The organism is Citrobacter sp. Cb028, assembly GCF_030336705.1.
Lineage (GTDB): Bacteria > Pseudomonadota > Gammaproteobacteria > Enterobacterales > Enterobacteriaceae > Citrobacter > Citrobacter braakii.
Genome location: NZ_JAOWCZ010000034.1, coordinates 1,791,841 through 1,817,833 on the forward strand (window position 1 = coordinate 1,791,841; position 25,993 = coordinate 1,817,833).

Sequence of the window (25,993 nt, forward strand, 5' to 3'; positions counted from 1 at the left end):
TTTTTACGTTATGTCTCACCGCGACACGCTTTTTTCTGCGCCTATCGCCAGTCTGGGTGACTGGACCTTTGATGAACGGGTAGCTGAAGTCTTCCCGGATATGATCCAACGATCCGTTCCTGGCTATTCCAATATCATTTCTATGATTGGGATGTTGGCCGAACGTTTCGTACAGCCCAACACACAGGTCTACGATCTGGGCTGTTCTCTGGGCGCGGCGACGCTCTCGGTGCGTCGCAATATTCATCACGAGAATTGCAAAATTATTGCCGTTGATAACTCCCCGGCCATGGTTGAGCGCTGCCGCCGTCATATTGACGCCTATAAAGCGCCGACACCGGTTGACGTTGTCGAAGGCGATATTCGCAACATTACTATCGAAAACGCCTCGATGGTGGTGCTGAATTTTACCCTGCAATTCCTTGAGCCACCTGAGCGCCAGGCATTGTTGGATAAGATTTATCAGGGGCTGAACCCCGGCGGCGCGCTGGTACTGTCTGAAAAATTCAGTTTCGAAGACGCTAACGTTGGCGAACTGCTGTTCAACATGCACCACGATTTCAAACGGGCAAATGGCTATAGCGAGCTGGAAATCAGTCAAAAGCGCAGCATGCTGGAGAACGTGATGCTGACCGACTCGGTCGAAACGCACAAAGCGAGACTGCATCAGGCGGGCTTTGAACACAGCGAATTGTGGTTCCAGTGCTTTAACTTTGGTTCTCTGGTGGCACTGAAAGCTGAGGTTAGCGCATGATCGACTTTGGTAACTTTTATCAACTGATTGCCAAAAATCACCTTTCCCATTGGCTGGAAACGCTCCCGGCGCAAATCGCGACCTGGCAGCGCGATCAGCACGGCTTGTTTAAGCAGTGGTCAAATGCGGTCGAGTTTCTGCCCGAGCTGACGCCGCATCGCCTGGACTTACTGCATAGCGTTACCGCCGAAAGCGATGAGCCGCTCAGCGACGGTCAGCTCAAACGTATCGACACCCTGATGCGTAACCTGATGCCATGGCGTAAAGGGCCGTACTCGTTGTACGGCGTCAATATAGATACCGAGTGGCGCTCGGACTGGAAATGGGATCGCGTTCTGCCGCACTTGTCTGACCTCACCGGGCGCACCATTCTTGATGTCGGCTGCGGGAGTGGATATCACATGTGGCGCATGATTGGCGCGGGGGCGCATCTGGCGGTTGGCATCGATCCTACCCAGCTGTTTCTGTGCCAGTTCGAGGCAGTGCGTAAACTGCTGGGCAATGACCAACGCGCTCACCTGCTGCCGCTGGGTATTGAGCAGCTTCCGGCGCTCAACGCCTTTGATACCGTATTCTCCATGGGAGTGCTTTATCACCGCCGTTCACCGCTGGAACACCTGTGGCAGTTGAAGGATCAGTTGGTGAAAGATGGCGAACTGGTACTGGAAACGCTGGTCGTCGAAGGTGATGAAAATACCGTACTGGTGCCGGGCGATCGCTACGCGCAGATGCGTAACGTTTACTTTATTCCTTCTGCGCTGGCGTTAAAAAACTGGCTGGAAAAATGTGGGTTTGTTGATGTGCGCATTGCTGATGTCTGCGTCACCACCACCGAAGAGCAGCGCCGCACCGAGTGGATGATAACCGAATCACTGGCCGACTTCCTCGACCCGAACGATCACAGCAAAACGGTGGAAGGCTACCCGGCCCCATTACGCGCGGTATTGATTGCACGTAAGCCGTAATCATTTTTGCCTGATAGCACTCTTTCTGCAAAATAGTTCAACTTGCAGCAAGGCAGACAGCTCCGTTGCGGCTTGAAATATGCAGGATAAAAAAAGGCCCCTGTTGAAATTGCAGGGGCCTGGTACGAGCAAGCATCATATTGGGCGACATGATGCAACGGTAAAAATCAGCTGGCCTGGTGGTGTGCAATGATTGCTTTCATTTCCGCAACCGCCGCCCCGTCTACTGCATAGCGTGAATACTCATCCGCCTGTGCATCCGAAGACATCGACAACCCCGAATTGCGATAACGCATGGGGGAAGCCAGCCATACTCCGGCAGAACTGTGGACTTCCTGCACTCCAGCATCAAGGAACAGGGACAAATTCGAGGCGCGAACCCCCGCTCCGGCCATAATGATTGGAGCATCCCCCTGCGCAATAAGTTCCATAATTTTTGTTAAACCTTGCACCGCATCTGATTTTTGCCCGGAAGTCAGCACTCTGGCGACGCCCAAATCAGCTAATTTTTTTAGCGCATTGAGTGGGTTAGCGCACATGTCAAAGGCCCGATGAAAAGTGACGTGCAGCGTTCCCGCCGCAATCATTATTTTCTCCATGCGCGGCATATCGACATCACCCTCTGCATCTAAAATGCCGGTTACCAACCCTGAGAACCCCAGATCTCTTACCATCGCAATATCATCCAGCATTGCAGCGAATTCACCGTCGGTGTAACAAAAGTCGCCCCCGCGTGGGCGAATAATGGGATTGACCGGAATCGAGATATGCTGGCGAACCGAACGCAAGACGCCCAGGGACGGCGTTAAGCCCCCCTCTTTGGGCGCCGAGCAAAGCTCAATGCGATCCGCGCCGTTTTGCTGCGCCGTGCGCGCGCACTCCATGCTGTAACAGCAGATTTCCAGTAATGCCATACTCACTCCTGACGTTCGCTTGCCACAATGGCTTCAATCGACCACGGATGGAATTTTATCGTCACACTGCCATCGCTGACCGCCAGCGTTGGATTCGGTAAACGTTCGCGCTCGCCTTTTGGCGAACTGGTTTTTACAAATATGCCCGGCTGGCTCAGCCCGTGATCTGAAAGCAGCGCCAGCGCTCGTGCATTCAGCGTCTCCACCTCACCCGGCAGAACAATTTCAACATGCTCCCAACCTTCATGCGGATAACGCTTTTCGCCCGGCCACGGCAGTTCTACGATAGTAAATTGCCAGTGTTGCACACAAACTGGCTCATCGAGTTTGAACAAGCAAATCGGTCGGCCATTGATGATATTTTCTGACATCAATTCGCCGCACTGTTCAAACCCACGACGCCAGCGCTCTGCGGTGGTATTTTGATGACAACGCAGAGAAATGTGATCGGCTTCAAGCGATGAGATATCCAGCCCAAGGCGAGTGGAAAGATCCGTTAACGCCTGAATGAAATGCGGTAAATCTACGGAAATATCATGCAGTTCTGCAACTGTTTGCCAGTTCGCCATAATGAAAGCTCATATCCATATTCAAAGCCGCTAATTTACCCTGTTGCGCAGCCCCAACCAACTGCTGATTTTCTTAAGCGCAATATGAATAATTATACGTAATGACAATGTTTATATTTCAGGCTGCTGGCGATACTCGCAATGCTGACGGCAACGGGCATTTGCAGTATACTCCCGCCCTTAATTCTTAAACTGGTGCGGTGCATTTTAAGCCGCTTCATAAATGTAAGGTATTCCGGTGAATATTCAGGCTCTTCTCTCAGAAAAAGTCAGTCAGGCCATGATTGCTGCAGGCGCGCCTGCAGATTGCGAACCGCAGGTTCGTCAGTCAGCAAAAGTACAGTTCGGCGACTATCAGGCTAACGGTATGATGGCTGTCGCTAAAAAACTGGGTATGGCGCCGCGACAACTGGCTGAGCAGGTGCTGACTCATTTGGATCTCAACGGGATCGCCAGCAAAGTTGAAATTGCAGGCCCGGGCTTTATCAATATTTTTCTCGATCCGGCATTTCTGGCGCAGCACGTTCAGCAGGCGCTGGCTTCCGATCGTCTGGGCGTCACCCAACCGGCTAAACAAACCGTTGTGGTTGATTACTCCGCACCTAACGTAGCGAAAGAGATGCACGTTGGTCACCTGCGTTCCACCATCATCGGTGACGCTGCGGTGCGTACGCTGGAGTTCCTCGGTCACAATGTTATCCGCGCCAACCACGTCGGCGACTGGGGTACTCAGTTCGGTATGCTCATCGCATGGCTGGAAAAACAGCAGCAGGAAAATGCTGGCGAGATGGCGCTGGCTGACCTTGAAGGTTTCTACCGTGATGCGAAAAAACATTACGACGAAGATGAAGCCTTCGCGGAACGTGCCCGGAGTTATGTCGTGAAGCTGCAAGGCGGCGACGAGTACTTCCGTGAGATGTGGCGCAAACTGGTCGACATCACCATGTCGCAAAACCAGTTAACCTACGATCGCCTGAACGTCACCCTGACCCGTGACGACGTCATGGGTGAAAGCCTGTACAACCCGATGCTGCCTGGCATCGTGGCCGATCTCAAAGCTAAAGGCCTGGCTGTTGAAAGCGAAGGCGCTACCGTCGTATTCCTTGATGAGTATAAGAACAAGGAAGGTGAACCGATGGGCGTAATCATTCAGAAGAAAGATGGCGGCTATCTCTACACCACGACCGATATCGCCTGCGCCAAGTACCGTTATGAAACGCTGCATGCCGACCGCGTACTTTATTACATCGACTCCCGTCAGCATCAGCACTTAATGCAAGCCTGGACCATCGTGCGTAAAGCCGGTTATGTGCCGGATTCTGTGCCGCTGGAACACCACATGTTCGGTATGATGCTGGGTAAAGACGGCAAGCCGTTCAAAACCCGTGCGGGTGGCACGGTTAAACTGGCCGATCTGCTGGATGAAGCGCTGGAACGCGCACGCCGTCTGGTAGCGGAGAAGAACCCGGACATGCCTGCCGACGAGCTGGAAAAACTGGCGAATGCGGTCGGTATCGGCGCGGTGAAATATGCCGATCTGTCCAAAAACCGTACCACCGACTACATCTTCGACTGGGACAATATGCTGGCGTTCGAAGGGAACACTGCGCCGTATATGCAGTACGCCTACACCCGCGTACTGTCCGTGTTCCGTAAAGCCGATATCGACGAAAGCGCGCTGGCAAATGCGCAGGTGATTATCAGTGAAGATCGCGAGGCTCAGCTGGCTGCGCGTCTGCTGCAGTTTGAAGAAACGCTGACCGTTGTTGCACGTGAAGGTACGCCGCACGTGATGTGTGCTTACCTGTACGACGTTGCCGGTCTGTTCTCCGGCTTCTACGAGCACTGCCCAATCCTTAGCGCTGAAAACGAAGAGATTCGTAACAGCCGCCTGAAACTGGCACAGTTGACGGCGAAAACCCTGAAGCTGGGTCTGGATACGCTGGGTATCGAAACCGTAGAACGTATGTAAATCAGCTCACCTATCAGGCCTGACTCCGAAATTCGGACTCAGGCCTTTTTTATTTCTGTAACAGGCCATCTGTAACAACTCACAAGGAATGACACATTTCCGTAGAGATATGGAACATTTTTTGCCTGTCATCCCGTTTAAGCCTCCGTATCATGAGGCGGCGAATTAATCGGGTACGGGTCAATGACATTCAGAGATTTTGAGGCGGAGGAAAAACTCTTCCAGCGGCGTGTATTGGTGGCCTTTGGCCTGGTGGTCATCTGCTTTGGCATCCTGATTTACAATCTCTACAACTTACAAATCTGTCAGCACCAGTATTACACCACCCGCTCGAATGCAAACGACATCAAAATGCTGCCCGTGGCCCCGACGCGTGGCATGATTTACGATCGCAACGGCATCCCGCTGGTGCGCAACGTAACCTGGTACGACATTTCCGTTACGCCTTATAAAATCAGTGATATGAATGCCCTGATCAGGCAGCTCACGCCTATCATTGACCTCACTCCTGATGACATTGACCAGTTTCGCCATGCGCTGAAAGCCAGCAGCCGCTATCGCCCGGTCGTGCTAAAAAATGCGCTGACCGATGTGGAAATCGCCCGCTTCTCGGTTAACCAGTTTCATTTCAGCGGCGTCAATATCAATAGCTATGAAGACCGCCAGTACCCTTATGGCGCAGCGCTGGCGCATGTCCTTGGCTATGTGTCAAAAATCAATGACAACGACCTGAAAGCGCTGGATCAAAAAGGCCTGACAGAGAACTACGCCGCCGATCACAACATCGGTAAGCAGGGTATTGAGCACTACTATGAAAATGAACTGCATGGGAAAACCGGTTATCAGGAGGTCGAAGTTGATAACCACGGACGCATCGTACGCCTGATCAAAGATGTGCCGCCCGTTGCCGGAAAAGATATCCACCTGACGCTGGACCTCCATTTACAGCAATATATTGAGAGTCTGTTGGTGGGCCAGCGGGCCGCCGTTTTGGTTGAGGATCCGCATGACGGTTCCGTGCTGGCAATGGTTTCGAACCCCAGCTATGACCCCAATCCATTTGTTAAAGGTATCAGCTATCAGGACTATAACAAGCTGCTTCAGGATAAGGACCTGCCGTTAATCAACCGCGTCACGCAGGGGTTATATCCTCCCGCCTCCACGGTCAAACCGTATATGGCGATGTCAGCGTTACTGGACGGCGTGATCACGCCGCAGACCCGTTTCTTCGGCGCCCCCACCTGGACGCTCCCCGGCACGGAGCGACATTACCGTGACTGGAAAAAAACGGGCCACGGTATGCTGGATGTCACCAAAGCAATTGAAGAATCTGCCGACACATTCTTTTATCAGGTGGCATATATGATGGGGATTGACCGTATTAACAGCATGCTCAGCCAGTTTGGCTATGGCAAGCCGACCGGCATCGATCTTGGTGAGGAGTATAACGGCCTGCTCCCGAGCCGCGAATGGAAGCAGAAAGTGCATAAAAAAGCCTGGTATCAGGGAGATACCATTTCGGTTGGCATCGGTCAGGGATACTGGATTGCCACGCCGATCCAGATGGTTAAAGCCATGGTCGCGCTGATTAACAACGGCAAGGTTATCGCCCCTCACCTGCTACGTGATGAAGAGAGCGGAAAAGTCATCACGCCGTACCAGGCTCCCGAAGCACCGTCACAAATTGCCTCTGCTTCGTCCCCCTACTGGGGGCTGGTGCGTCAAGCGATGTTCGGCATGGCGAATGAGCCAAACGGTACCGGTTATAAGTTCTTTCACACCGCGCCTTACGGCATTGCAGCGAAAAGTGGCACATCACAGGTCTTTAGCCTGAAAGAAAATCAGACCTACGATGCGAAAATGATCCCCGTACGTCTTCGCGACCACGTGTTCTATACCGCATTTGCGCCATATAAGAACCCGAAAGTCGCCATAGCGTTAATTCTGGAAAACGGCGGCAGCGATGGCGTCACCGCCGCACCAGTCATGCGTCAAATCATGGATCATCTGTTTGCTGCGCAGGACGACGACGCACAAGCGGGTCCGATAGCCGCAACGCCATCGGACACCGATATCAAAAATACTTACGCAAGTATTCGGTAAGGCACAGCATCGCCATCGCCTGACCGTAAGGCATGGAGGTCCGGGGGATGTTGCGGTAGAAATCGAGATTGTGGCCCATCCCGGTACCAAACGAGGTATGCAGCAATTCACCTTCCGGCGATATATGTTGCACAATGCCTCTGATGGCTTTTTCGGCTACAGCCGCATAGTCTTGTCCGACATAGCGTTTACGTACCGCTTTGAGGATCCCATAGGCAAATCCGGCGGTTGCCGAGGCTTCCAGATACGACTGCGGGTCGTCCAGCAAGGTGTGCCACAGTCCGCTTTCATCCTGGCACTTCGCCAGCGCCGCGATTTGCGCGTTCAAAACCTGCACCAGATAGCGGTGCACTGCATTGTTTTCCGGCAAATCAAGTAATTCGAGGAAATCCGGGATGACTATAGTTAACCAGCTGTTGCCACGCGCCCAGCGAGCGTTGGCGAAGTTATGCTGTCCTTCATAGCTCCAGCCGTGGAACCACAGCCCCGTTTCTTTATCCATCAGGTTTTGCACGTGCAGCAGGAACTGATAGGTTGCCTCTTCAATATACTCGGGGCGGTTGAGCAACTTGCCAATCTTCGCCAGCGGTAAGACCGTCATCATCAACGTGTCATCCCACATCTGCTGGTGATTTTCTTCCGCCAGCGTAATGTGCTGCATACCGCCGAATTGGGTACGCGGCATATCATGCATTGCCCACTCAGCCCAGCTGTCGAGCCACGGCAGATACGCGGGATTACGCGTCTCTTCATAGCGATATGCCAGCGTTAAAAACGGCGCCATGGTGTTGACGTTTTTGGTCGTTGCACCTTCCGTAAAGCGATCGGCAAACCAGTTGTCGATAATATCGCGCATCGTGGCATCGCCGGTTTGCTGATAATACTGATACATCCCGTACAAGCCGATGCCGTGCGTCCACTCCCATCCCGCCCAGCCTTTGGTATCAATAACGCGTCCGTCATCCAGACGTAGCAAGAACTCGCCGGTCTCATCATGAATATTGACCAGGTTATACGTCACCTTTTTGATCAACGCTTTTAATTCATCCCTGGCAATAAAATGTTCTGGCTGGCGCAACAATGGACTGTGTTTAACCTGATAAACAATCATTTACTTAACCTCTGTCAATGTCGAATTCAATACAGCACCCTTTTCCAGTTTCGGTGCCGCTGGTTTATTACGATTCAGGTAACCAATATTGTTGTTACCCCAAAGTGATTCATAAGGCATGCCCGATAGCATCTCTACGGTCGCGCGTCCTTTAGCGGATAGTCCTTCCAACACGGGTTGCCCGGACTCACGCATTTTTGCTGTCTCTTCACGCAGGGTGCTGTGCGTTTGCAGGTTCAGTTTGAAGCGCAAGGAAACCAAGAAACCCAGCGCCAGAACAATCAGCGTTCCGCAGCTCAGAATTAACAGGATGGTATGGCTGACCGCCACGGGCTGTGCGCTCTGACCGGAGACAAAACCAGACAACTGCATCACAATCCCCACCAGCATCACCGCTCCCGCCTGCGACGCTTTACGCGTTAACGTCATAATGCCGGCGAAGATCCCTTCCCGACGCTGACCGGTGATCACTTCGTCAACGTCGGCAATATAGGTGTAGATATTCCAGGGAACGTAGTTGATACCACCGCGTCCCAAACCCGCAACGGCGGAAACCAATAGCAACAGAGAATAAACATCGCTTAATCCGGCGTAATACAGCCCCGCATAGGAGAGTGAACTGAGGCCAAACAGGACGACCACCATGCGATAAGACGGCGCAGGTCCGAAACGGATGCACAATGGGATCATGGCGATAACGGCAATAAACTGGAAGATAGCCATCGTACCCAGCAGGTTTGACGCCATCGATGCTTCCTGCATCAGCACAAACACCACATAGTAAGTAAAGACGGCGTTAAAGACGTCCTGGGCAATATAGCCGCCAAGATACATTCCTAAATGCTGGCGAAAGATACGGATGCGCAGTGTTGAACTCAGTTCCACAAATAAACGGTTCATACTCTGACTCAAGGTCAGGCTTTTCTTCTCTTCTTCGGCTCGCAGCGCCGCCTCAGTCCACTCTTCCCGTGGGCGTTCCCAGGTAAAGAACCAGACGAAGGTCAGCATCAGTGCACACAGCACGGAAAACACCAGGCTGGCGTAGAAAAAAGAGACGGGGTTGTCCTTGCCAAACAGCGTCAGCAGAACGCCAGGTAAGAATGAGGCCAGAATGGCAGACATTTGCGCCATCGAAATGCGCGCGCCGGAGAATTTAGTTTTCTGTTTAAAGTCATCGGTCATTTCGGGTACCAGCGTTTCGTATGGCACCAGAATCATGGTGTAGACCACGTCAAAAATCAGATAGGTGAGCAGGTAGTACCAGAACCCCATATCACCCACCCACATTAGTGAGTAGCTAAAGACACAGGGTATCCCCAACAGAATAAAAAACTTGCGTCGCCCAAAGCGTTTGCCGAGCCAGGTGGAGCCAAAGTTATCGGTTAAAAAACCCATTAATGGGCTAACAACAGCATCCAACACCCTGGCGGTAGCGAAGATAAAGGTTGCTTCGATTGGCGTCAGGCCACAGAACGTCGTGTAAAAATAGAGTAGCCAGGCCGCGGTTAACGCCGTGGTGCCTGCGCCTAAAAAATCCCCCGAACCGTAGGCAAAATAGTTAACCAACCCAATTTTACGTGTATTCATTGCCGTTACCCCTGCACATTATTGGGAGGCCCCGCAATCCTCGCTTTGACATTGGGCCTCCTTACAGGGCCACAGTAAAAGCTAACAGCAAGTGAAACCTTTCTATTTTTGCCAGGGGTATTCGTGAAATGGCAACAGCACAAAGAGTCCGGCAACGTATGTCACCTATTTTATAAAACAGTGTTTCTATTTAATCAAAGAGGCGGACTAGAATTGCGAAGCAGCCAGCAGTTTCTGCTGCTGGCCGGAATGAAGGGAGGCGTTAACGATAGTTCACAATCACCTGATTGCTCTGAACTTGCAAGGCGGGGATCAGGCGACCGCCACCGGGTACTTCCCAGACAAAATGCATCGGTTCGATGGCGGGAACATTATTGAATCCGTTGGTGGTCCCGCTTTGCCCGTCCAGCTCAACACAGCGGGACTGGGAACATAAACGTACCCGTAAACCCGCAGGCGTTGGGCCATTGAGCTCATAGCGCCAGGCCACCAGCGTCATCAACCCCGAGACCGGCTGGCTGGGCGTCAGAGGTGAAGACGAGGCTGACTGGCCGCGGTGATTTAAAGTAATCCCCATGCCGCTGGCCTGCCAGGCGCCTTCTCCGGCAGCCTGCGCTACCAGAGGGAAAAACAACAACCACAGTAATTTACGCATTACTTACCTCCAATAGTCGCCGTCATACGGATATGGCGGTTGTCAGACAGCTCCATGTTCGATAACACCACCAGTTGCGGAATGCTGCGACGTAAAAAGCGTGCCAGTAACGGACGCAACGCGTGGTTGACCAGCAAGACCGGCGGCGCACCCAACATTTCCTGACGAGACAGCGCTTCCTGAGTCTGGGCCAGCAGTCGGTCTGCAAGACCCGGCTCCAGACCGCCGCCGCCCTGCAGCGCCTGCAGAAGCAAACGTTCGAGCGGAGTATCAAGGCCGATAACCTGAACCTCTTCATTACCCGGGAACCACTGCTGAGTGATGGCGCGTCCCAACGCAACACGTACCACCGCGGTAAGCTCATGCGGATCGTTTTGCAGCGGTGCATGTTCAGCCAGCGTTTCGAGAATGGTGCGCATATCGCGAATCGGTACTTTCTCATCCAGTAAGTTCTGCAGCACTTTATGCAGCGTAGTGAGCGTCACGACGCCCGGGACCAGGTCTTCCGTCAGTTTTGGCATCTCCTGCGAGACGCGATCCAGTAGCTGTTGCGCCTCCTGACGGCCAAACAGCTCAGCAGCGAACTGCCCAATCAGGTGATTAAGGTGCGTGGCGACAACGGTACTGGCTTCAACAACCGTAAAGCCCTGAATCTGCGCCTGTTCCTTCAATGCGCTTTCAATCCAGATAGCGTCCAGACCGAAAGCCGGATCGACCGTTTTCTCGCCCGGCAGTGACCCGGCGGCAGTACCAGGGTTAATGGCCAGCCAGCGTCCCGGATAGGCGTCACCGCTGCCAATTTCCACCCCTTTCATCAAAATACGATAGCGGGCCGGCTGCAGATCCATATTGTCGCGGATATGTACCACCGGCGGCAGAAAGCCCATATCCTGGGCAAATTTCTTACGAATACTGCGAATTCGCCCCAGCAACTCTCCATCTTGCTGAAAGTCCACCATTGGGATCAGGCGGTAGCCTACCTCCATACCCAGGGAATCCTCCAGCTGTACGTCATTCCATGTTGCTTCCACCACGGAGTTGTTTTCCGGCATTTTCACCGGCTGCGGCTCATCCGGGGCTTTTTGCTCACGACCACGCATCCACCAGGCCAGACCCAGTAACGCGGCGGTAAACATCAAAAACACCAGGTTCGGCATCCCCGGAACCAGACCCAAAAGACCAAGCACCGCCGCACTAAGCAGCATGACACTAGGATTACTGAACAGTTGGGTCACCATCTGTTCGCCTACATCCTGGTCGGTACTCACGCGGGTCACGATAACCCCCGCCGCGGTGGAGATTACCAGCGCAGGAATTTGCGCCACCAGCCCGTCACCGATGGTCAGCAGGGTATAACTTTCCGCTGCGCTACCCATGCTCATACCATGCTGCAACACCCCGACTAACAGACCGCCGACCACGTTGATCACCATGATCAAAATACCGGCGATGGCATCTCCACGTACGAATTTACTCGCACCGTCCATAGAGCCGTAGAAATCCGCTTCCTGCGTCACCTCCGAGCGTCGTTTTTTGGCTTCATCTTCGCCAATCAGACCCGCATTCAAATCCGCATCAATCGCCATCTGCTTGCCGGGCATACCATCCAGCACGAAGCGCGCGCCAACCTCGGCGATACGCCCGGCACCTTTGGTGATAACCATAAAGTTGATAATGACGAGAATAACGAAGACCACGATACCGATCGCAAAGTTACCGCCCACCAGGAAGTGACCAAAAGCTTCAACCACCTTTCCCGCCGCCGCCGCGCCGGTATGCCCTTCCATTAAAATGATACGCGTCGACGCAACGTTCAGGGCGAGGCGTAATAATGTGGTAAACAGCAAAATCGTCGGGAATGCGGCAAACTCCAGCGTACGCTGGGTGAACATCGCCACCAGCAGCACCATGATCGACAGCGCAATGTTAAACGTGAACAGCAAATCGAGGACGAAAGCCGGCAACGGCAACACCATCATCGACAGGATCAGCAGGATAAGGATCGGTCCGGCAAGGATTTGCAGTTGCGTGGATTTCAGGTTGCTGGGCAAACGCAACATCGCGACCAGATTAGCCATCAGTATTCTTCTCGTTCATGAAATCCAGTGCTTCAGGCACCGGAAGGTTTTCAGGTTGTGGTGGACGCTTGCCGCCGGCGAGACGCCAGCGTTTTAGCTGCCATACCCATGCCAGCACTTCGGCAACGGCGGCATATAATTGACCCGGTATTTGTTGCCCAATATCAGCATGACGGTATAGCGCACGCGCCAGCGGCGGCGCTTCTAACGTAGGGACTCGATGTTCAGCGCCAATCTCACGAATGCGCAACGCCACCAGCCCCGCGCCTTTGGCAACAACTTTCGGCGCGCTCATTTTGTTCTCGTCATACTTCAACGCCACCGAATAGTGCGTGGGGTTGGTAACAATCACGTCTGCTTTCGGCACATCCGCCATCATGCGACGCTGCGCGGCCGCGCGCTGCATTTGGCGTATTTTGCCCTTAACGTGCGGGTCGCCTTCGCTTTGCTTAAATTCGTCACGAATATCCTGACGCGACATGCGCAGCTTTTTCAGATGGCTGTAAATCTGGAAAAAAACGTCGAACCCCACCATTGGAATAACGCCAAGCACCACCAACAGCGCGCACATACCAACTAAATCCAGGGCGTTGCCCATCGCCGTAATCGGCGACTCCGCCATCAAACGCATCATCGCCGGCCAGTTATGCCAGAGATAAAATCCGGCCACGCTCCCCACCAGCGTGGATTTCAGTATCGCTTTGAGCAGTTCCGCTCCGGTTTGCGCTGAAAACATGCGTTTAATGCCCGGCAACGGATTCAGCTTAGAAAACTTGGGCTGCAGAGATTTACCGCTGAAAATCAAGCCGCCAAGCATCACCGGGGAGATTAATGCCACCAGAACGACGCCGGTAATCAACGGTAACAGCGCAATCATCGCGTCTTTAATCAGCAGGATGATTTGGCTGAGGATCAGGTTAGGGTCATTGACCATACTGTGGTCAAAACGTAATCCGGCCGACAGCATACCGGCCAGTCTGCGGGCAAGCGACTCCCCGCCAATCCAGATAATGCACACGCCCACCAGCAAAATAAGCAGTGAGGTCAGCTCTTTGGATCGGGGGACTTGCCCTTCTTCCCGTGCTTTTTCAAGTCGGTGGGGTGTGGGGGCTTCTGTTTTGTCGTCGTCGCTTTCTTCTGCCACGGCATTACTCTCGTCGTCACGGTCACGAGTATTATCGCGACCGCAACCATTGCCAATGCGTCGAATAGCGAAACGAAAACAGAGGAATTCGAGCGTTCGTTTGCCACGACAGCGCGAACGCTGCCGTGACAACCACGCGGTTAGCGCTGCCAGATAACGCGATAATGGCCCGATCCCACCTGCGCGCTATAGCCGCCGTCTACTGGCGCGAAGTCGAGGCCATCGGTATCGAGCAGCGTTTGTGCGCCATCAAGGATCACCATTGAGTGAGTATTCGGCGGAATATCTACCTCAAGGATGATGGACTGTAAGCCATCGCGCGCCGGTTCCTGCGTCCAGTGGACGGCAATATCACCATATACCGAGCCGTATCGCGCTTTCAGCCATGTCAGGCCACCGCCCGGAATAGGCCGCAGTACCGAAGATTTAAAGCCCGGCGCGTGTTCTTCGGTATTTATTCCCGCCGCCACGCGATACAGCCATTCACCGATCGCCCCGTAGGCATAATGGTTGAAGGAGTTCATGTCCGGGCTCCACATTGTGCCATCCGGTTTCACGCCATCCCAGTGTTCCCAAATCGTCGTCGCCCCGGCCTTTACCTGATACAACCAGCTTGGGAAGTCCTCTTTCATCAGTAATTGCCACGCCGCGTCGGCCTGCCCGTTTTCGCTCAATGCGTGACAGAAATAGGGGGTGCCGACAAACCCCGTCACCAGATGACCGTCATTTTCCGCCAGCAGTTCCAGCAGCGTTTGCACGGTGCGCTCGCGGTGCGCGTCCGGCACTAACTGGAAGTAAAGCGCCAGAATATGCGCCGTTTGCGTGCGCGCCGCCAGCCGCCCGGTGGCGGTAAAAAACTCATTGCGGAAGCTTTCGACAATCGCGGTATGCAGCGCCTGATAATGAGTGTGGTCAACGTCATTTCCCAGTGCTTTGGCTGATTTCGCCAGCAACAGCGTGGACAACGCATAGTAGGCCATGCAGGTCAGTTCATTCGGCGTTGCGCCAAAATAGCTGCCCTCTTTGGCATCCAGCGCAACCCAATCGCCAAACTGCAGTTTCCACGACCACTGGTTCTCAACAGCGTTGTCATGCATAAACTCCACCCAGGCTTTCATGCTGTCGTACTGGCGGGCCAGCGTCTGTTTATCGCCGTACATCAGGTACAGCGTCCATGGGTTAATCACCGCCGCATCGGCCCAGGCGGCGGCGGAATGGGTGCGCCCGTGGGATAAAAAGCGGTCGTTGTCGCATTTGCCGGTGAGGATATCGGGGATGACGTGCGGCACACCGCCCTCCGGCGTTTGGTCGTGCTGAAGATCGGTCAGCCATTTGGCAAAAAAAGTGCGCGTCTGCATCAGATAACTGGCGGTGCGGCAGAAAATTTGCGCATCGCCCGTCCATCCCAGACGTTCATCGCGCTGCGGGCAGTCGGTTGGGATATCGACGAAATTTCCCTTAAGCCCCCACATGATGTTGTGATGCAGTTGGTTGAGATCCGCGTTTGAGGTTTCAATGTGACCCGTCGGCGTCATCGCGGAATGCAGCACGACCGCGACAAAATCATCCCGCGTCGGCGTGCCAGGCCAACGTTCAATCAGCACATAACGGAAACCCTGAAAGGTAAAATGCGGGTGATAACATTCTTCACCCTCGCCGCGTAAGGTGTAATCAATGCACTGTTTGGCGGTGCGCAGGTTCGCCAGATAAACATTGCCTTCGGCATCCAGCACTTCAAAATGGCGCAGCACCACGCGCTCACCTGTCGCACCGCGCACCCGAAACTCCACCCAGCCGCTGAGGTTCTGGCCAAAATCAAGCACCGTCTCGCCTTTTGGCGTCGTGATGATTGAGCACGGCGCAAGCCGTTCTATTTCTTGTACCGGGCAGGCCGTTTGCGGTTGCAGCACCGACGTCTCTGCCGCAAGCGTCGTCACCGCACGCCAATGCCCGGCGCTAAACGCAGGCTCGCTCCAGCCGCGCTGATCCCGACGTGCGTCATACACTTCGCCATCATAAATTTCAGCAAACAAAATCGCGTCATCGCAGCCCTGCCAGTGTGCATCCGTGGCGATTATCCGCTGGCTACCATCGCGGAGCGTCACCACCATATGGCAAATAAACCCCGTCTGCTGGCCGTAATAGTTGCGATAGCGGTTGAAGCTCATATCCCCTTTATACCAACCCGCCCCCACCATCGCGCCAATCACGTTTTCGCCTTCTCGCAGGTGCTCGGTCACATCCCAGGTTTGATACAACAGATGGTGGTGGTAGCTCGTCCAGCCGGGCGATAACTCATCACGCCCGACTTTTTCGCCGTTGATCCACAGTTGATACAGCCCCAGCGCGCTGGCATGTACCACCGCCGAAACAATGTCATCACCGTCGGGCAAACTGAACGCATGGCGCAACAACGTGCCTTTTGAGTTGTCTTTATCCTGCGGCGTTTCAGCCGAGATAAACACCCCTTGCCACGCTTGCGCTGGCAGGCCGGTAATAAACGTTGCCGCCGGGCTCCAGCCGCTCTCTTCACCGTGGTTGTCGGTAATATGCACCCGCACAAAATAGCGCGTCGAGTGCTGGCAGGCGACGTCGGGCAATTCGATATTACTGGAGCGGTCATCGTGCATTTCGCCGCTGTCAAACAGGCATTGGGCAAAATCTTCTTGCGCCGACAGCTGCAAACGCCAGCTACGCTGCTGTACATCGCGCAAGGTGCTGGTGATTATCCAGCCGAAAACCGGCAACGTTTCGCAGCCCGTCAGCGTGGTTTCATAGTTGAGCGTAATCTTTTCTACTGCCAACATAATTTTTCCCTCAGTGGCTCATATTCAGGCTTTGGCCCGCAAAGTATCGTGCGACGCCTGTCCGTTATCAGACGTCGCCACCATTTCTGTTTCTGCATTAAATTCATTACGTTGCTTGCCGTGGAAGCACAACCAGCCGATAACCATGCCTATCGCCACAATCGCCGTCAGCAGGCAATAAAGAACCACCGGCCCCGCGCTCAACAGCACAGGAGTGACGAACGCCAACAAGCCGCAGGTCAGACGGGCGACACCGACAATCACCCCTTGTGCGGTGGCGCGTAGCATGGTGGGGAATGACTCTTGCGCCCACACTTTCATGATGCCTTCGAAGGCAAATCCTGTGCCGATATTGGTAAACAGCAGGCAGCAGAACCAGGAGAGTGGCGAGAAATTAAACAGCACCGGCACGAAATAACCACCGGACATCATCACCGCGCCAAAAATAAAGAATGGAACCCGTTTTGAGGTATCAACGACGCGCATAAACATCAACCCAGACGCCACGCTCACTGGCAGAATCAACAGCCCCCACAGCGAGTGCGTGCTGACGGAAATGCCCACCACATTTACCGCTACATAAGCCCCAAACTGCCCGCCGGTATTGGCCGCCAGATTGGTGAAGGTATAAAAGATACACAGCGAGATAAACGGCCACAGGTATTTGCCTTCGAGCAGATCGCGCCAGCCGGTTTTCTGCGCCCGCACGGTGGCGATGCCACGACGCAGTTCATCCTTTGCCGCCAACCACAGCGGCGACTCAGGGATAGACCAACGCAGGATCATCAGCACAACCGCCACCAGCCCAACGTGCATATACATGATTTGCGCGCCAATCAGCCCCCAGTCGCCGACGATAGCGGAGATCCCCATCGTGGCGCCAATTCCCACCAGCCAGAGTAAATTGGACAAGCCGATAATCTTGCCGCGGTTTTCATCGTTCGCCGCTTCGGAGATTGTCGCCAGAGAGACGGGTAAATCAGCCCCTGTCGCCAGCCCCACCAAGAGTGTGCCCAGCACCAGGAACGGGAAGTTCAAACCAAAGGCCAGCGCCAGCGTGCCGATAAAAATCATCGCCATCGTAATAATAAAAACATTACGACGACCAATACGGTCTCCAAGACGACCGCCACCAAAAGCCCCAGCGGCAATACTCAGCGTTAATAATCCAGATAAAATGCCAATTTGTAGTGCAGTAATACCCATTGTTTTTTGATAAATGACTAAGGCTGTACCACTGGAAACAATAGCCGCCGAATCAATATATGATGCCATTCCAGACACCACCCCAATATACCAAGGGTTAGGTGTTTTATTTTTTGACATAACGATTCCCTTAAATTTACAGATAGTAAGGCGAGAAATAAGCGTATGGCCTACCCCCGTCACGATAGATGGTAGTAATAATTTTTTATTGTTATTAACCTAACAATTAAATCGCTATTAAAACTCGTGAATGAAGTTCACGTTCATGGCTTGGAGGATAATGGAAATACCGTCGGTACGATTCAGTCAACCTGATCGCATTCATAAAACCACAACGTGCCGCAATTTCACTGATGGTTTTATCCGTAGTGCGCAGTAATTCTTGAGCTTTTAATACACGATACAACATCTGGAATTTAACCGGAGTATAACCAGTCACTCGCTTAATTAAGCGATACATCGTGCGCCTGGCGACTCCGTTATCATCACTCAACACATTCCAGTCTAAATGACGCAAGCTACTGGTCTTGAGCATACGGATCAGGTTGGCTCGCCCTCGCTCATCAGGGCTAAGCGCCTCAGTTTGGCGGTCGCACTGGCAAAGCGTGTTGATGATGTTCAGCAAAGCGACTTCACACAATGAAAAATAGAGCACGTCATAGTTACTCTCGTTACGTGAGATTATCTCCTGGCTCAATACCTCAATACGCGCCAGCGCTCCCTGAGTTAACGCCAGCGCGGTAGGCTGTAGAAGTTTTTCTTTTATACAATCGAGCAAATTATCAATGTGCTGTAAAAAATGAAAACTGCGCGGGCGACGAATCAATATATTAATAACCGACAGATTATTAGTTGAAACATAACTATGGGTATCGTTAGCGGTCACTAAAAAAAAGTCACCCTGGCAGATAAAACGAACCAAGTCATTAATAATATGAAACCCGCTACCGCTACGGACAATCACCAGTTCATCAAAATCATGCCCGTGCACACCTTCCATTAATTGGTTATTCATCGAAAAAAGACAAAACGCATGTTGCTCTGAATGAAAAAAATCATTCTCACGTAAAATTCGCATATCTCCCCCGCCGCTATTCGAGTAAAAACACTCGGGATATCGATAAATAACCTACTGACATAATATATTGCCTTGCACCGATAACCATTTAACTGCAATTATTATGACAAGTCTATATATCGCACTGTCACTCAGGCGTAACCTGCTGTGACCTCAGCATCATTTCGGCAAATAACCGCCAAGTTATGGCATAAAAAAGAGGATATACGCCGTGCAGATGAACCCACGTCATCCAGGCATTCAACCGGGTACGAATTATAGTGCAGGGCACATTGTCCCGACTGGCGGCCCAATAACCCTGCGGGATCCAGAGAAGCGCAGCGCTTGGTATGCAGCGAGCGAACCCGTTCTGGCAACGTCACCGTAAAAATGGATAGTAAGTAAAGAGAACGATAGGTATCTGTAGGCCGGATAACGCGCAAGCCGTTATCGGTTAGAATGCCCGGCGGCGAGCGCCTGCCGGGCCAGCAAATAAAAACGCTACGGATCAGAACCCGAGGCTATCCAGCAGGTCGTCAACCTGATCCTGACTTGCCACCACGCCGGCTTTTGAGGTGTCAACCTGCGGGCCGTTAAGCAAGCTTTCGTTTTCACGTTTTGGACGAGCGCCCTGCTCTGGAATGTTTTCCAGCAGAACCATCAGCAACTGACGTTCAATCTCCTGGATAACATCCATCATGCGCTTGATGACCTGACCGGTGAGGTCCTGGAAATCCTGCGCCATCATGATGTCCAGCAGTTGAGCGTTAGTAAAGCTGGTATGCCCTGGCACATCACCCAGGAACTGGCGGGTATCGGTGACCAGTTCACGGGCGTCAGACAGCTCGATCGGATTTTCGAACCATTCATCCCAGCGTTTGGTCAGGTCTTTGGCCCCTTTTTCCATCGCGTCCTGGTGCGGCTGCGAAGCTTCCACACTGTTCAGCGCGCGCTCTGCCGCCTGTGCGGTCATCTGCACAACGTAATCGAGACGATCGCGGGCATCGGGAATCGCTTCTGCCGCTTCGGCAATAGCCTGATCCAGCCCCAGTTCACGCAGGCTGTCGCGCAGCATTCGGGTCAAACTGCCGATGCGCGCGATGATGTCCCCGGCTGAATGTTCGTCAGCAGGTTTAATTTGTGGTTGCATCATCATTATCACACCCTCACATGCCCAGTTTCTCAAAGATTTTATTGAGTTTCTCTTCTAGCGTCGCCGCCGTGAACGGTTTCACGACATAACCACTGGCGCCAGCCTGTGCCGCCGCAATGATATTCTCTTTCTTCGCTTCCGCCGTAACCATCAGCACCGGCAGGGCGGACATTCCGCCATCAGCGCGAATGGTTTTCAGCAGTTCCAGGCCATCCATGTTCGGCATATTCCAGTCGGAAATGACAAAACCAAATCCCCCAGCCTGCAGCTTATTCAGCGCGTCCACGCCGTCTTCGGCCTCTTCAACATTGTTGAAACCCAGTTCTTTGAGCAGGTTACGCACGATGCGACGCATGGTGGAAAAGTCATCCACAACCAAAAACTTAAGCTCTTTATCCGCCATAAAAAATAAACTCCTGATTCAAATACGTATTGCCTGTCCGGCACTGATTTTCGCCAGCATTTGCTGGCTTACCTGGCTAAGATCGACCACTTCGCTTACGCCACCCATATTGATGGCCTCGCGCGGCATGCCGAACACCACACAACTTGCTTCGTTTTGCGCAATGGTCCAGGCACCCGCCTGGTTCATCGCTAACATTCCGGCGGCGCCATCGTTGCCCATACCCGTCAGGATCACTCCCACAGCATTACGCCCCGCATGTTTTGCCACCGAATGGAACAGCACATCCACTGAAGGTCGATGCCGGTTAACCGGTGGACCATCATGAATTTTGATCTGGTAGTTCGCCCCGCTGCGCGCCAGTTCCATATGCTTGTCACCAGGGGCGATATACGCATGCCCTGGAAGCACGCGCTCCCCGTCCTCAGCCTCTTTCACGGTGATCTGACACAGTTTGTTCAGACGCTCGGCGAATGAGCGGGTAAATCCTGGCGGCATATGCTGGGTAATAAGAATACCGGGACTTGAAAGCGGCAATGGCTGGAGTACATGGCGAATTGCCTCTGTTCCTCCGGTTGAGGCGCCAATCGCCAGCAGTTTTTCAGAACTGAGTAACGGCCCCGCTTTCAAGGTCACCTGTGCCGTCATGGGTTTGTGGGCCGCCAGTTTTGCCCGCGACGCGGTGCGGATCTTCTCAGCGATCATTTCGCTGTAGGCCAACATCCCTTCACGGATCCCCAACTGTGGTTTGGTGACAAAATCAATCGCCCCCAACTCCAGCGCCCGCAGCGTGACCTCAGAACCTTTACCGGTCAGCGAAGAGACCATAACCACTGGCATCGGACGCAGACGCATCAGCTTCTCAAGAAAGTCGAGGCCGTCCATGCGCGGCATTTCCACATCCAGCGTCAGGACGTCGGGATTGAATTTTTTGATTAAATCCCGGGCAACCAACGGATCCGGCGCCGTCGCCACCATTTCCATATCACTGTGGCTGTTAATAATTTCGGTCATGATTTGACGCATCAGTGCAGAATCATCAACCGATAAGACCCTGATTTTACTCATGCTTTATCCTTACCTGGCGCATGCGCATACACCGTCTGTCCACGCAAGCTAAACTCGCGCACGAGGTTGCTAAAGTTTTCTGAATGACCTGCAAACAGCAGCCCATCTGGTTTAAGAAGTGGAACAAAACGGTGCAAAATGTCCTGCTGCGTCGTTTTATCAAAATAGATCATCACGTTACGGCAAAATATGGCATCGAAGGGGCCTGGCACGTTGTACTGCTTATCCAGTAAATTCACGCTGGAAAATTCAACATGCCCCGCCAGTTCCTGCCGAACGCGTACCAGTCCTTCATGCGGTCCGGTGCCACGCATGAAATAACGCTGTAGCTGCTGCGGTGACAGCGTCTTTAGCTCATCAAGGCGGTAGATGCCGCTTCTGGCTTTTTCCAGCACTTCGGTATCAATGTCGCTGGCAAAAACACGCCAGCGGCCCGGAGCCATACCTAAGGTATCGGCGAGCGTAATCGCAATGCTGTACGGCTCTTCTCCGGTTGACGCCGCCGCGCTCCAGACACGGTATTCACCGCTGCGCCGACGAGCATGATCTGACAGCACTGGAAAATGATGCCCTTCGCGAAAAAACGCGGTCAGATTGGTAGTCAGGGAGTTAATAAAAGCCTGCCACTCAGCACTGTTCTGGTTAGCTTCCAGCATGCTGAGATAGCGACCAAAGTCATCCAGTCCCAGGGTTCGCAGACGGCGGACCAGGCGGTTATAAACCATGTCCCGCTTATGGTCGGCCAGTACGATCCCCGCACGCTGGTAGATTAATTGACATATCCGACGAAAATGCGCGTCAGACAGCGCGAGGCGCTGTGTCATCTGTAACAATAATGACGTTTGCCCAGGGGGCAGAGATGATGTCATAGCGCCTTCTCAATCACATTCAGGATACAACGGGCACAACCTGCGGCTGCGCCAATTCTTGTTTTGCTACGGTTTGCTCTTCAAGCTTAAAAAATGCGACACAGGCAGAAAGATTATCGGCCTGCATGGCAAGTTGTCCGGTGGCGGATGCGGCTTCTTCCACCAGCCCGGCGTTTTGCTGCGTCACAGAGTCCATCTGGCTGACGGCCTGCGCCACCTGCTCGATGCCTCTGCGCTGTTCATCAGAAGCAGAAGCAATCTCGCCCATGATGTCGTTAACCCGGGTAACCGAGCTGACAATTTCCGTCATGGTACGCGCTGCCATATCAACCAACTGCGAGCCCTGATGCACTCGGGTGACAGACTCCTCAATGAGCCCCTTAATTTCTTTCGCCGCCTGTGCGCTACGGCTTGCCAGATTGCGCACTTCGCCCGCAACCACGGCAAAACCACGCCCCTGCTCACCCGCGCGAGCGGCCTCAACCGCAGCATTCAGCGCGAGGATATTGGTCTGAAAGGCAATGCTGTCAATCACACCGATGATGTCGCCAATTTTCTGCGAGCTCGCGGAAATCTCATGCATGGTGCTGGCGACCCGGGACGTCTGTTCGCCGCCTTTATGTGCTGTATCTGCCGCACTTTTGGCAATTCCTGACGCCTGGCGCGCGTTATCCGCATTCTGTCCTACGGTGGCGGTCAGTTGTTCCATGCTGGCTGCCGTTTGCGCCAGCGCGGCCGCCTGCTGTTCAGTGCGCGAAGACAAATCGTTATTGCCCATCGCGATTTCTGAAATACCGCTATGCATGGCTGAGCTGCCCTGGCGTACTTCGCTTACCGTTTCACGCAGTGCCTGCTGCATCTTCTTCAGACTGGCAAAAATGGCTGAGATCTCATTGCGCCCATAAACCGCTACCGGCCGGGCCAGATTACCCGCGGCAATGCTGTCGAAATGACTGCCCACGATAGCCAGCGGCTGGACAATCATCTTGCGCGACCAGTACAGCGCACCGCTGGTGAGCAGTGCCGCCAGTACCACCATGGTGGCGAAAATCACCCCCGACATATGGTAATTTCGCTGGCTCTGCTCTCCTGCCGTTTGCAACACGCGATCGATGTTGCTCTGCCACGCATTCACATTTGCATCAAAAGCATCCTGAGCGGCCTGCACCGGCGCGGTCAGAAAATCTGACAACTGATTGTTTTCAAGCCAGGTGGCCTGATGCGCGAGAGCGCTGTGCCACTGGCTGAAACTTTTCTCCGTTGCGCCAAACAGCGCCTTCCCTTGTGCCGTCGTATCCGATGTCGCCATAAAGCGTTTAAACATCAATTCAGACTGCGCCAGGCTATCACGTGCGAGGGTCATCAGCGTGTTGATATCCTCTGGCGGATAGCTCAGGGCGGTCAGCGTCCCTGCCTTATTAAGGGCCGTACTGGCCTGTAATAACACAGCGCGGGTTTGGGCCAGCGCAGCGCGTTGCTGATTACTTCGTTCGACCTGATTCAGGTTCTGAAAACCGTCCCGAAATGCCCAGAAGGACAAGCCATTACTGCCAATCTGCAAAACACCGCAGAGGATTAAAATCAAAAACAGCGTGGTCGAAATTCGAATACGATTAAACATCAACGCTCCCATTGGGCGGCACTGGCCGCGGTTTAACTATCAGTCAAAATGTTTCCCAATTCGTATCTTGTTCATTGTTCTGGCGCGGATAGGATGCGGCCGCCGTTGCAGGTAATCGTGTATCGCGCGGCTTAGCCGACGCCGGACGTGACGCAAGGCGGAAAGTCGACACCGACTGCGTCAGGCGGCTGGCCTGTTCTTCAAGAGCAGCGGCAGCGGCAGCCGATTCCTGTACCAACGAGGCGTTCTGCTGCGTAACGCGATCCATCTCGGATACCGCGAGCGCCACCTGATCAATCCCCCGGCTTTGCTCGTCGGAGGCCGAGGCAATCTCGCCCATAATGTCGGTCACCCGCGTTACGGCATTTACGATGTCGTTCATCGTTTCGCCTGCGCTTTCTACCAATACGGACCCGGTATCCACTCGGGAAACCGAATCCTCAATCAACGCTTTGATCTCTTTCGCTGCCTGCGCACTGCGACTTGCCAGATTACGCACTTCGCCCGCAACCACAGCAAAGCCACGGCCTTGTTCACCGGCACGCGCCGCTTCAACCGCCGCGTTCAGTGCGAGAATGTTGGTCTGGAAAGCAATACCATCAATAACGCTGATGATGTCGGCGATTTTCTTCGAGCTATCGGCGATTTCGTGCATGGTGTTCACCACGCTATCAACCACTTTGCCGCCATGCTGTGCGGTATCGGAGGCGCTTTTCGCCAGTTGCGAGGCCTGACGCGCGTTGTCCGCATTTTGCTTCACGGTTGCGGTCAACTGTTCCATGCTGGCTGCGGTCTCTTCCAGCGCAGAGGCCTGCTGTTCAGTACGAGATGAAAGGTCGGTGTTCCCGCTGGCAATTTCGCTGGTCCCGGAATAAATCGCATCAGAACCTTCACGCACCAGGGTGACGGTTTCCGTCAGCGAGCGCTGCATATGATCAACCGTACTGGCCAGCTCGCCGATTTCATTACGACCGCTGACGGCCAGGGTCGCGGTCAGGTTACCGCTGGCGATTTCCCGAATATGGGCAATGACGCGAGACAGAGGATTAAGCAGGGTATGGCGGATGCCGTACCACACCACCACCAGAATCAGCACCAGCACTACGGCCAGCACGCCAAGCTGCCATTGGGCGAAGTGGTAATCCCGCGCACTTTGATCGAATGCCTGAGCGTAAAGCTTTTCGCTAACGCTGGCGTACTTGCCCAGCGCCTCACCGAGCGCGTTTTGCATACCCTGAGTCGGTTGCGCGAAATAGGCATCCATATTGCCGTTCTCCAGAAACTGAACCAGTTCTGTTAAGGCCGCATGGTACTGCTGATATTTCTCCTCAACGTTGCCGCTGGCTTCTGCCATCTCGGGTAACGGTGTGATGTTTTTAAATTTTGCGTAATGTGTTTCGGCCTGCGCCAACGATGCTTTCGCATTCTTCAGCAGATCGTTTTTCGCGCTGCTTTGCTGGTTGGACGCGTCCATCATCATGCGAGCAGAAGAACGGCTTAAATTGATACGTGTTTGCAGCATCAGATCCCATGTTGAGGTGAGTTCACTTTGCTGCTGTCGAAGATCGTTAGAAATAACAAAACTTTGCTGATTCTGCTGCAATGAAGAAAACAACAGACCACCGGAAACAAGCTGTAGCAGTGCGAAAACCCCCAGCACCATCATCAGCATTGTGACAACGCGGATACGGTTAAACATAAGGCACCTTCCTGAAAACGAGTTATCAACGTTATCGGCAGTCGCTGAGATAACTTTACGTTTGCGAAAAGGAAATCCTGAAGGGACGTGAAGCCTCGCGGAAGGAAGGTAAGACGGGTGTACGGCAACCACAAATCATTCACATAAAAACGTCACAATTATCATGTGAATAACATTCAAATTTATCTGTGGGCGCGGTCATATTGGATGAAATAGTCATTATTTCGTGACCAGGATCACAAATACATATCCTCTGAA

The 25,993-nt window shown here is 53.3% G+C and carries 20 protein-coding genes; 4 read left to right on the plus strand and 16 right to left on the minus strand.

The genetic code is table 11. The features are described from left to right. Nucleotides 1-10: 10 nt before the first annotated feature. Together cmoA and cmoB are read left to right on the plus strand one after the other, a co-directional pair. Nucleotides 11-754 carry a carboxy-S-adenosyl-L-methionine synthase CmoA gene (gene cmoA / locus OGV75_RS18280; protein ID WP_016153419.1) on the plus strand — a complete coding sequence of 248 codons (744 nt, stop codon included), beginning with the start codon at nucleotides 11-13 and terminating at the stop codon, nucleotides 752-754. Beyond that, entirely contained in the window at nucleotides 751-1,719 is a 969-nt protein-coding gene (cmoB, locus tag OGV75_RS18285) for a tRNA 5-methoxyuridine(34)/uridine 5-oxyacetic acid(34) synthase CmoB (protein WP_016153420.1), read from the plus strand. The genes cmoA and cmoB overlap by 4 nt, the downstream gene beginning before the upstream one ends. Nucleotides 1,720-1,886: 167 nt before the next feature. On the opposite strand, the gene cutC is transcribed toward cmoB, so the two are convergent. Together cutC and OGV75_RS18295 are read right to left on the minus strand one after the other, a co-directional pair. Then, entirely contained in the window at nucleotides 1,887-2,633 is a 747-nt protein-coding gene (gene cutC / locus OGV75_RS18290; protein ID WP_286480991.1) for a copper homeostasis protein CutC, read from the minus strand. A gap of 2 nt (nucleotides 2,634-2,635) precedes the next feature. Beyond that, nucleotides 2,636-3,202 carry a VOC family protein gene (locus tag OGV75_RS18295; protein ID WP_286480992.1) on the minus strand — a complete coding sequence of 189 codons (567 nt, stop codon included), beginning with the start codon at nucleotides 3,200-3,202 and terminating at the stop codon, nucleotides 2,636-2,638. Between the two features lie 238 nt (nucleotides 3,203-3,440). Here OGV75_RS18295 and argS point away from each other — a divergent pair, with 238 nt between their 5' ends. Beyond that, nucleotides 3,441-5,174 (plus strand): arginine--tRNA ligase, encoded by a 1,734-nt coding sequence (gene argS / locus OGV75_RS18300; RefSeq protein WP_016153423.1) that lies wholly within the window; start codon nucleotides 3,441-3,443, stop codon nucleotides 5,172-5,174. A 183-nt stretch (nucleotides 5,175-5,357) separates the two neighbouring features. Continuing rightward, a complete protein-coding gene (gene mrdA2 / locus OGV75_RS18305; protein ID WP_016156805.1) occupies nucleotides 5,358-7,277 on the plus strand; it encodes a peptidoglycan DD-transpeptidase MrdA2 in 1,920 nt (639 codons plus the stop codon). Here the strand turns inward: mrdA2 and bglB are convergent. From bglB to tar, 14 genes are all read right to left on the minus strand, one after another. Next, a complete protein-coding gene (gene bglB, locus OGV75_RS18310) occupies nucleotides 7,249-8,388 on the minus strand; it encodes a beta-galactosidase BglB (RefSeq protein WP_286480993.1) in 1,140 nt (379 codons plus the stop codon). The two genes, mrdA2 and bglB, sit on opposite strands and share 29 nt — an antisense overlap. After that, the gene (locus OGV75_RS18315; RefSeq protein WP_103283733.1) at nucleotides 8,389-9,975 is read right to left on the minus strand and encodes an MFS transporter; all 1,587 of its coding nucleotides are present in this window, start codon (nucleotides 9,973-9,975) and stop codon (nucleotides 8,389-8,391) included. A gap of 262 nt (nucleotides 9,976-10,237) precedes the next feature. Then, entirely contained in the window at nucleotides 10,238-10,630 is a 393-nt protein-coding gene (flhE, locus tag OGV75_RS18320) for a flagellar protein FlhE (RefSeq protein ID WP_016153427.1), read from the minus strand. Then, nucleotides 10,630-12,708, minus strand: a complete 2,079-nt coding sequence (gene flhA, locus OGV75_RS18325; protein WP_016153428.1) for a flagellar biosynthesis protein FlhA — start codon at nucleotides 12,706-12,708, stop codon at nucleotides 10,630-10,632. The genes flhE and flhA overlap by 1 nt, the downstream gene beginning before the upstream one ends. Beyond that, nucleotides 12,701-13,852: a flagellar biosynthesis protein FlhB gene (flhB, locus tag OGV75_RS18330; RefSeq protein ID WP_075848742.1), complete on the minus strand. Its 1,152-nt coding sequence runs from the start codon at nucleotides 13,850-13,852 to the stop codon at nucleotides 12,701-12,703. Before flhB ends, flhA begins: the two co-directional genes overlap by 8 nt. A 140-nt stretch (nucleotides 13,853-13,992) precedes the next feature. Continuing rightward, nucleotides 13,993-16,659, minus strand: a complete 2,667-nt coding sequence (locus OGV75_RS18335) for a family 78 glycoside hydrolase catalytic domain (RefSeq protein ID WP_286480994.1) — start codon at nucleotides 16,657-16,659, stop codon at nucleotides 13,993-13,995. Between the two features lie 24 nt (nucleotides 16,660-16,683). Beyond that, entirely contained in the window at nucleotides 16,684-17,985 is a 1,302-nt protein-coding gene (locus OGV75_RS18340) for an MFS transporter (protein WP_094761091.1), read from the minus strand. 106 nt (nucleotides 17,986-18,091) lie between these two features. After that, nucleotides 18,092-18,943, minus strand: a complete 852-nt coding sequence (locus OGV75_RS18345; RefSeq protein ID WP_016153432.1) for a helix-turn-helix domain-containing protein — start codon at nucleotides 18,941-18,943, stop codon at nucleotides 18,092-18,094. 487 nt (nucleotides 18,944-19,430) lie between these two features. Beyond that, entirely contained in the window at nucleotides 19,431-20,075 is a 645-nt protein-coding gene (cheZ, locus tag OGV75_RS18350) for a protein phosphatase CheZ (protein ID WP_029139578.1), read from the minus strand. A 13-nt stretch (nucleotides 20,076-20,088) separates the two neighbouring features. After that, on the minus strand, nucleotides 20,089-20,478 hold the full coding sequence (cheY, locus tag OGV75_RS18355) for a chemotaxis response regulator CheY (protein WP_016153434.1): 390 nt from the start codon (nucleotides 20,476-20,478) through the stop codon (nucleotides 20,089-20,091). An 18-nt stretch (nucleotides 20,479-20,496) separates the two neighbouring features. Next, nucleotides 20,497-21,546, minus strand: a complete 1,050-nt coding sequence (locus OGV75_RS18360; protein WP_016153435.1) for a protein-glutamate methylesterase/protein-glutamine glutaminase — start codon at nucleotides 21,544-21,546, stop codon at nucleotides 20,497-20,499. Then, nucleotides 21,543-22,415, minus strand: coding sequence for a protein-glutamate O-methyltransferase CheR (cheR, locus tag OGV75_RS18365; RefSeq protein ID WP_016153436.1), 873 nt, complete (start codon nucleotides 22,413-22,415; stop codon nucleotides 21,543-21,545). Before cheR ends, OGV75_RS18360 begins: the two co-directional genes overlap by 4 nt. Before the next feature lie 19 nt (nucleotides 22,416-22,434). Further along, nucleotides 22,435-24,036 (minus strand): methyl-accepting chemotaxis protein IV, encoded by a 1,602-nt coding sequence (tap, locus tag OGV75_RS18370; RefSeq protein WP_046275661.1) that lies wholly within the window; start codon nucleotides 24,034-24,036, stop codon nucleotides 22,435-22,437. 43 nt (nucleotides 24,037-24,079) lie between these two features. Further along, nucleotides 24,080-25,735, minus strand: coding sequence for a methyl-accepting chemotaxis protein II (gene tar, locus OGV75_RS18375; protein ID WP_047358308.1), 1,656 nt, complete (start codon nucleotides 25,733-25,735; stop codon nucleotides 24,080-24,082). Nucleotides 25,736-25,993 lie beyond the last annotated feature (258 nt).

What these genes read in the sequence shown, in the direction of transcription:
- cutC (WP_286480991.1), bottom strand. Translation starts at nt 2,633, where the DNA reads ATGGCATTACTGGAAATCTGCTGTTACAGCATGGAGTGCGCGCGCACG.
- OGV75_RS18345 (WP_016153432.1), bottom strand. Translation starts at nt 18,943, where the DNA reads ATGCGAATTTTACGTGAGAATGATTTTTTTCATTCAGAGCAACATGCG.
- bglB (WP_286480993.1), bottom strand. Translation starts at nt 8,388, where the DNA reads ATGATTGTTTATCAGGTTAAACACAGTCCATTGTTGCGCCAGCCAGAA.
- cheR (WP_016153436.1), bottom strand. Translation starts at nt 22,415, where the DNA reads ATGACATCATCTCTGCCCCCTGGGCAAACGTCATTATTGTTACAGATG.
- mrdA2 (WP_016156805.1), top strand. Translation starts at nt 5,358, where the DNA reads ATGACATTCAGAGATTTTGAGGCGGAGGAAAAACTCTTCCAGCGGCGT.
- OGV75_RS18295 (WP_286480992.1), bottom strand. Translation starts at nt 3,202, where the DNA reads ATGGCGAACTGGCAAACAGTTGCAGAACTGCATGATATTTCCGTAGAT.
- OGV75_RS18315 (WP_103283733.1), bottom strand. Translation starts at nt 9,975, where the DNA reads ATGAATACACGTAAAATTGGGTTGGTTAACTATTTTGCCTACGGTTCG.
- cmoA (WP_016153419.1), top strand. Translation starts at nt 11, where the DNA reads ATGTCTCACCGCGACACGCTTTTTTCTGCGCCTATCGCCAGTCTGGGT.
- OGV75_RS18335 (WP_286480994.1), bottom strand. Translation starts at nt 16,659, where the DNA reads ATGTTGGCAGTAGAAAAGATTACGCTCAACTATGAAACCACGCTGACG.
- cmoB (WP_016153420.1), top strand. Translation starts at nt 751, where the DNA reads ATGATCGACTTTGGTAACTTTTATCAACTGATTGCCAAAAATCACCTT.
- tap (WP_046275661.1), bottom strand. Translation starts at nt 24,036, where the DNA reads ATGTTTAATCGTATTCGAATTTCGACCACGCTGTTTTTGATTTTAATC.
- OGV75_RS18340 (WP_094761091.1), bottom strand. Translation starts at nt 17,985, where the DNA reads ATGTCAAAAAATAAAACACCTAACCCTTGGTATATTGGGGTGGTGTCT.
- cheZ (WP_029139578.1), bottom strand. Translation starts at nt 20,075, where the DNA reads ATGATGCAACCACAAATTAAACCTGCTGACGAACATTCAGCCGGGGAC.
- cheY (WP_016153434.1), bottom strand. Translation starts at nt 20,478, where the DNA reads ATGGCGGATAAAGAGCTTAAGTTTTTGGTTGTGGATGACTTTTCCACC.
- flhE (WP_016153427.1), bottom strand. Translation starts at nt 10,630, where the DNA reads ATGCGTAAATTACTGTGGTTGTTGTTTTTCCCTCTGGTAGCGCAGGCT.
- tar (WP_047358308.1), bottom strand. Translation starts at nt 25,735, where the DNA reads ATGTTTAACCGTATCCGCGTTGTCACAATGCTGATGATGGTGCTGGGG.
- flhA (WP_016153428.1), bottom strand. Translation starts at nt 12,708, where the DNA reads ATGGCTAATCTGGTCGCGATGTTGCGTTTGCCCAGCAACCTGAAATCC.
- OGV75_RS18360 (WP_016153435.1), bottom strand. Translation starts at nt 21,546, where the DNA reads ATGAGTAAAATCAGGGTCTTATCGGTTGATGATTCTGCACTGATGCGT.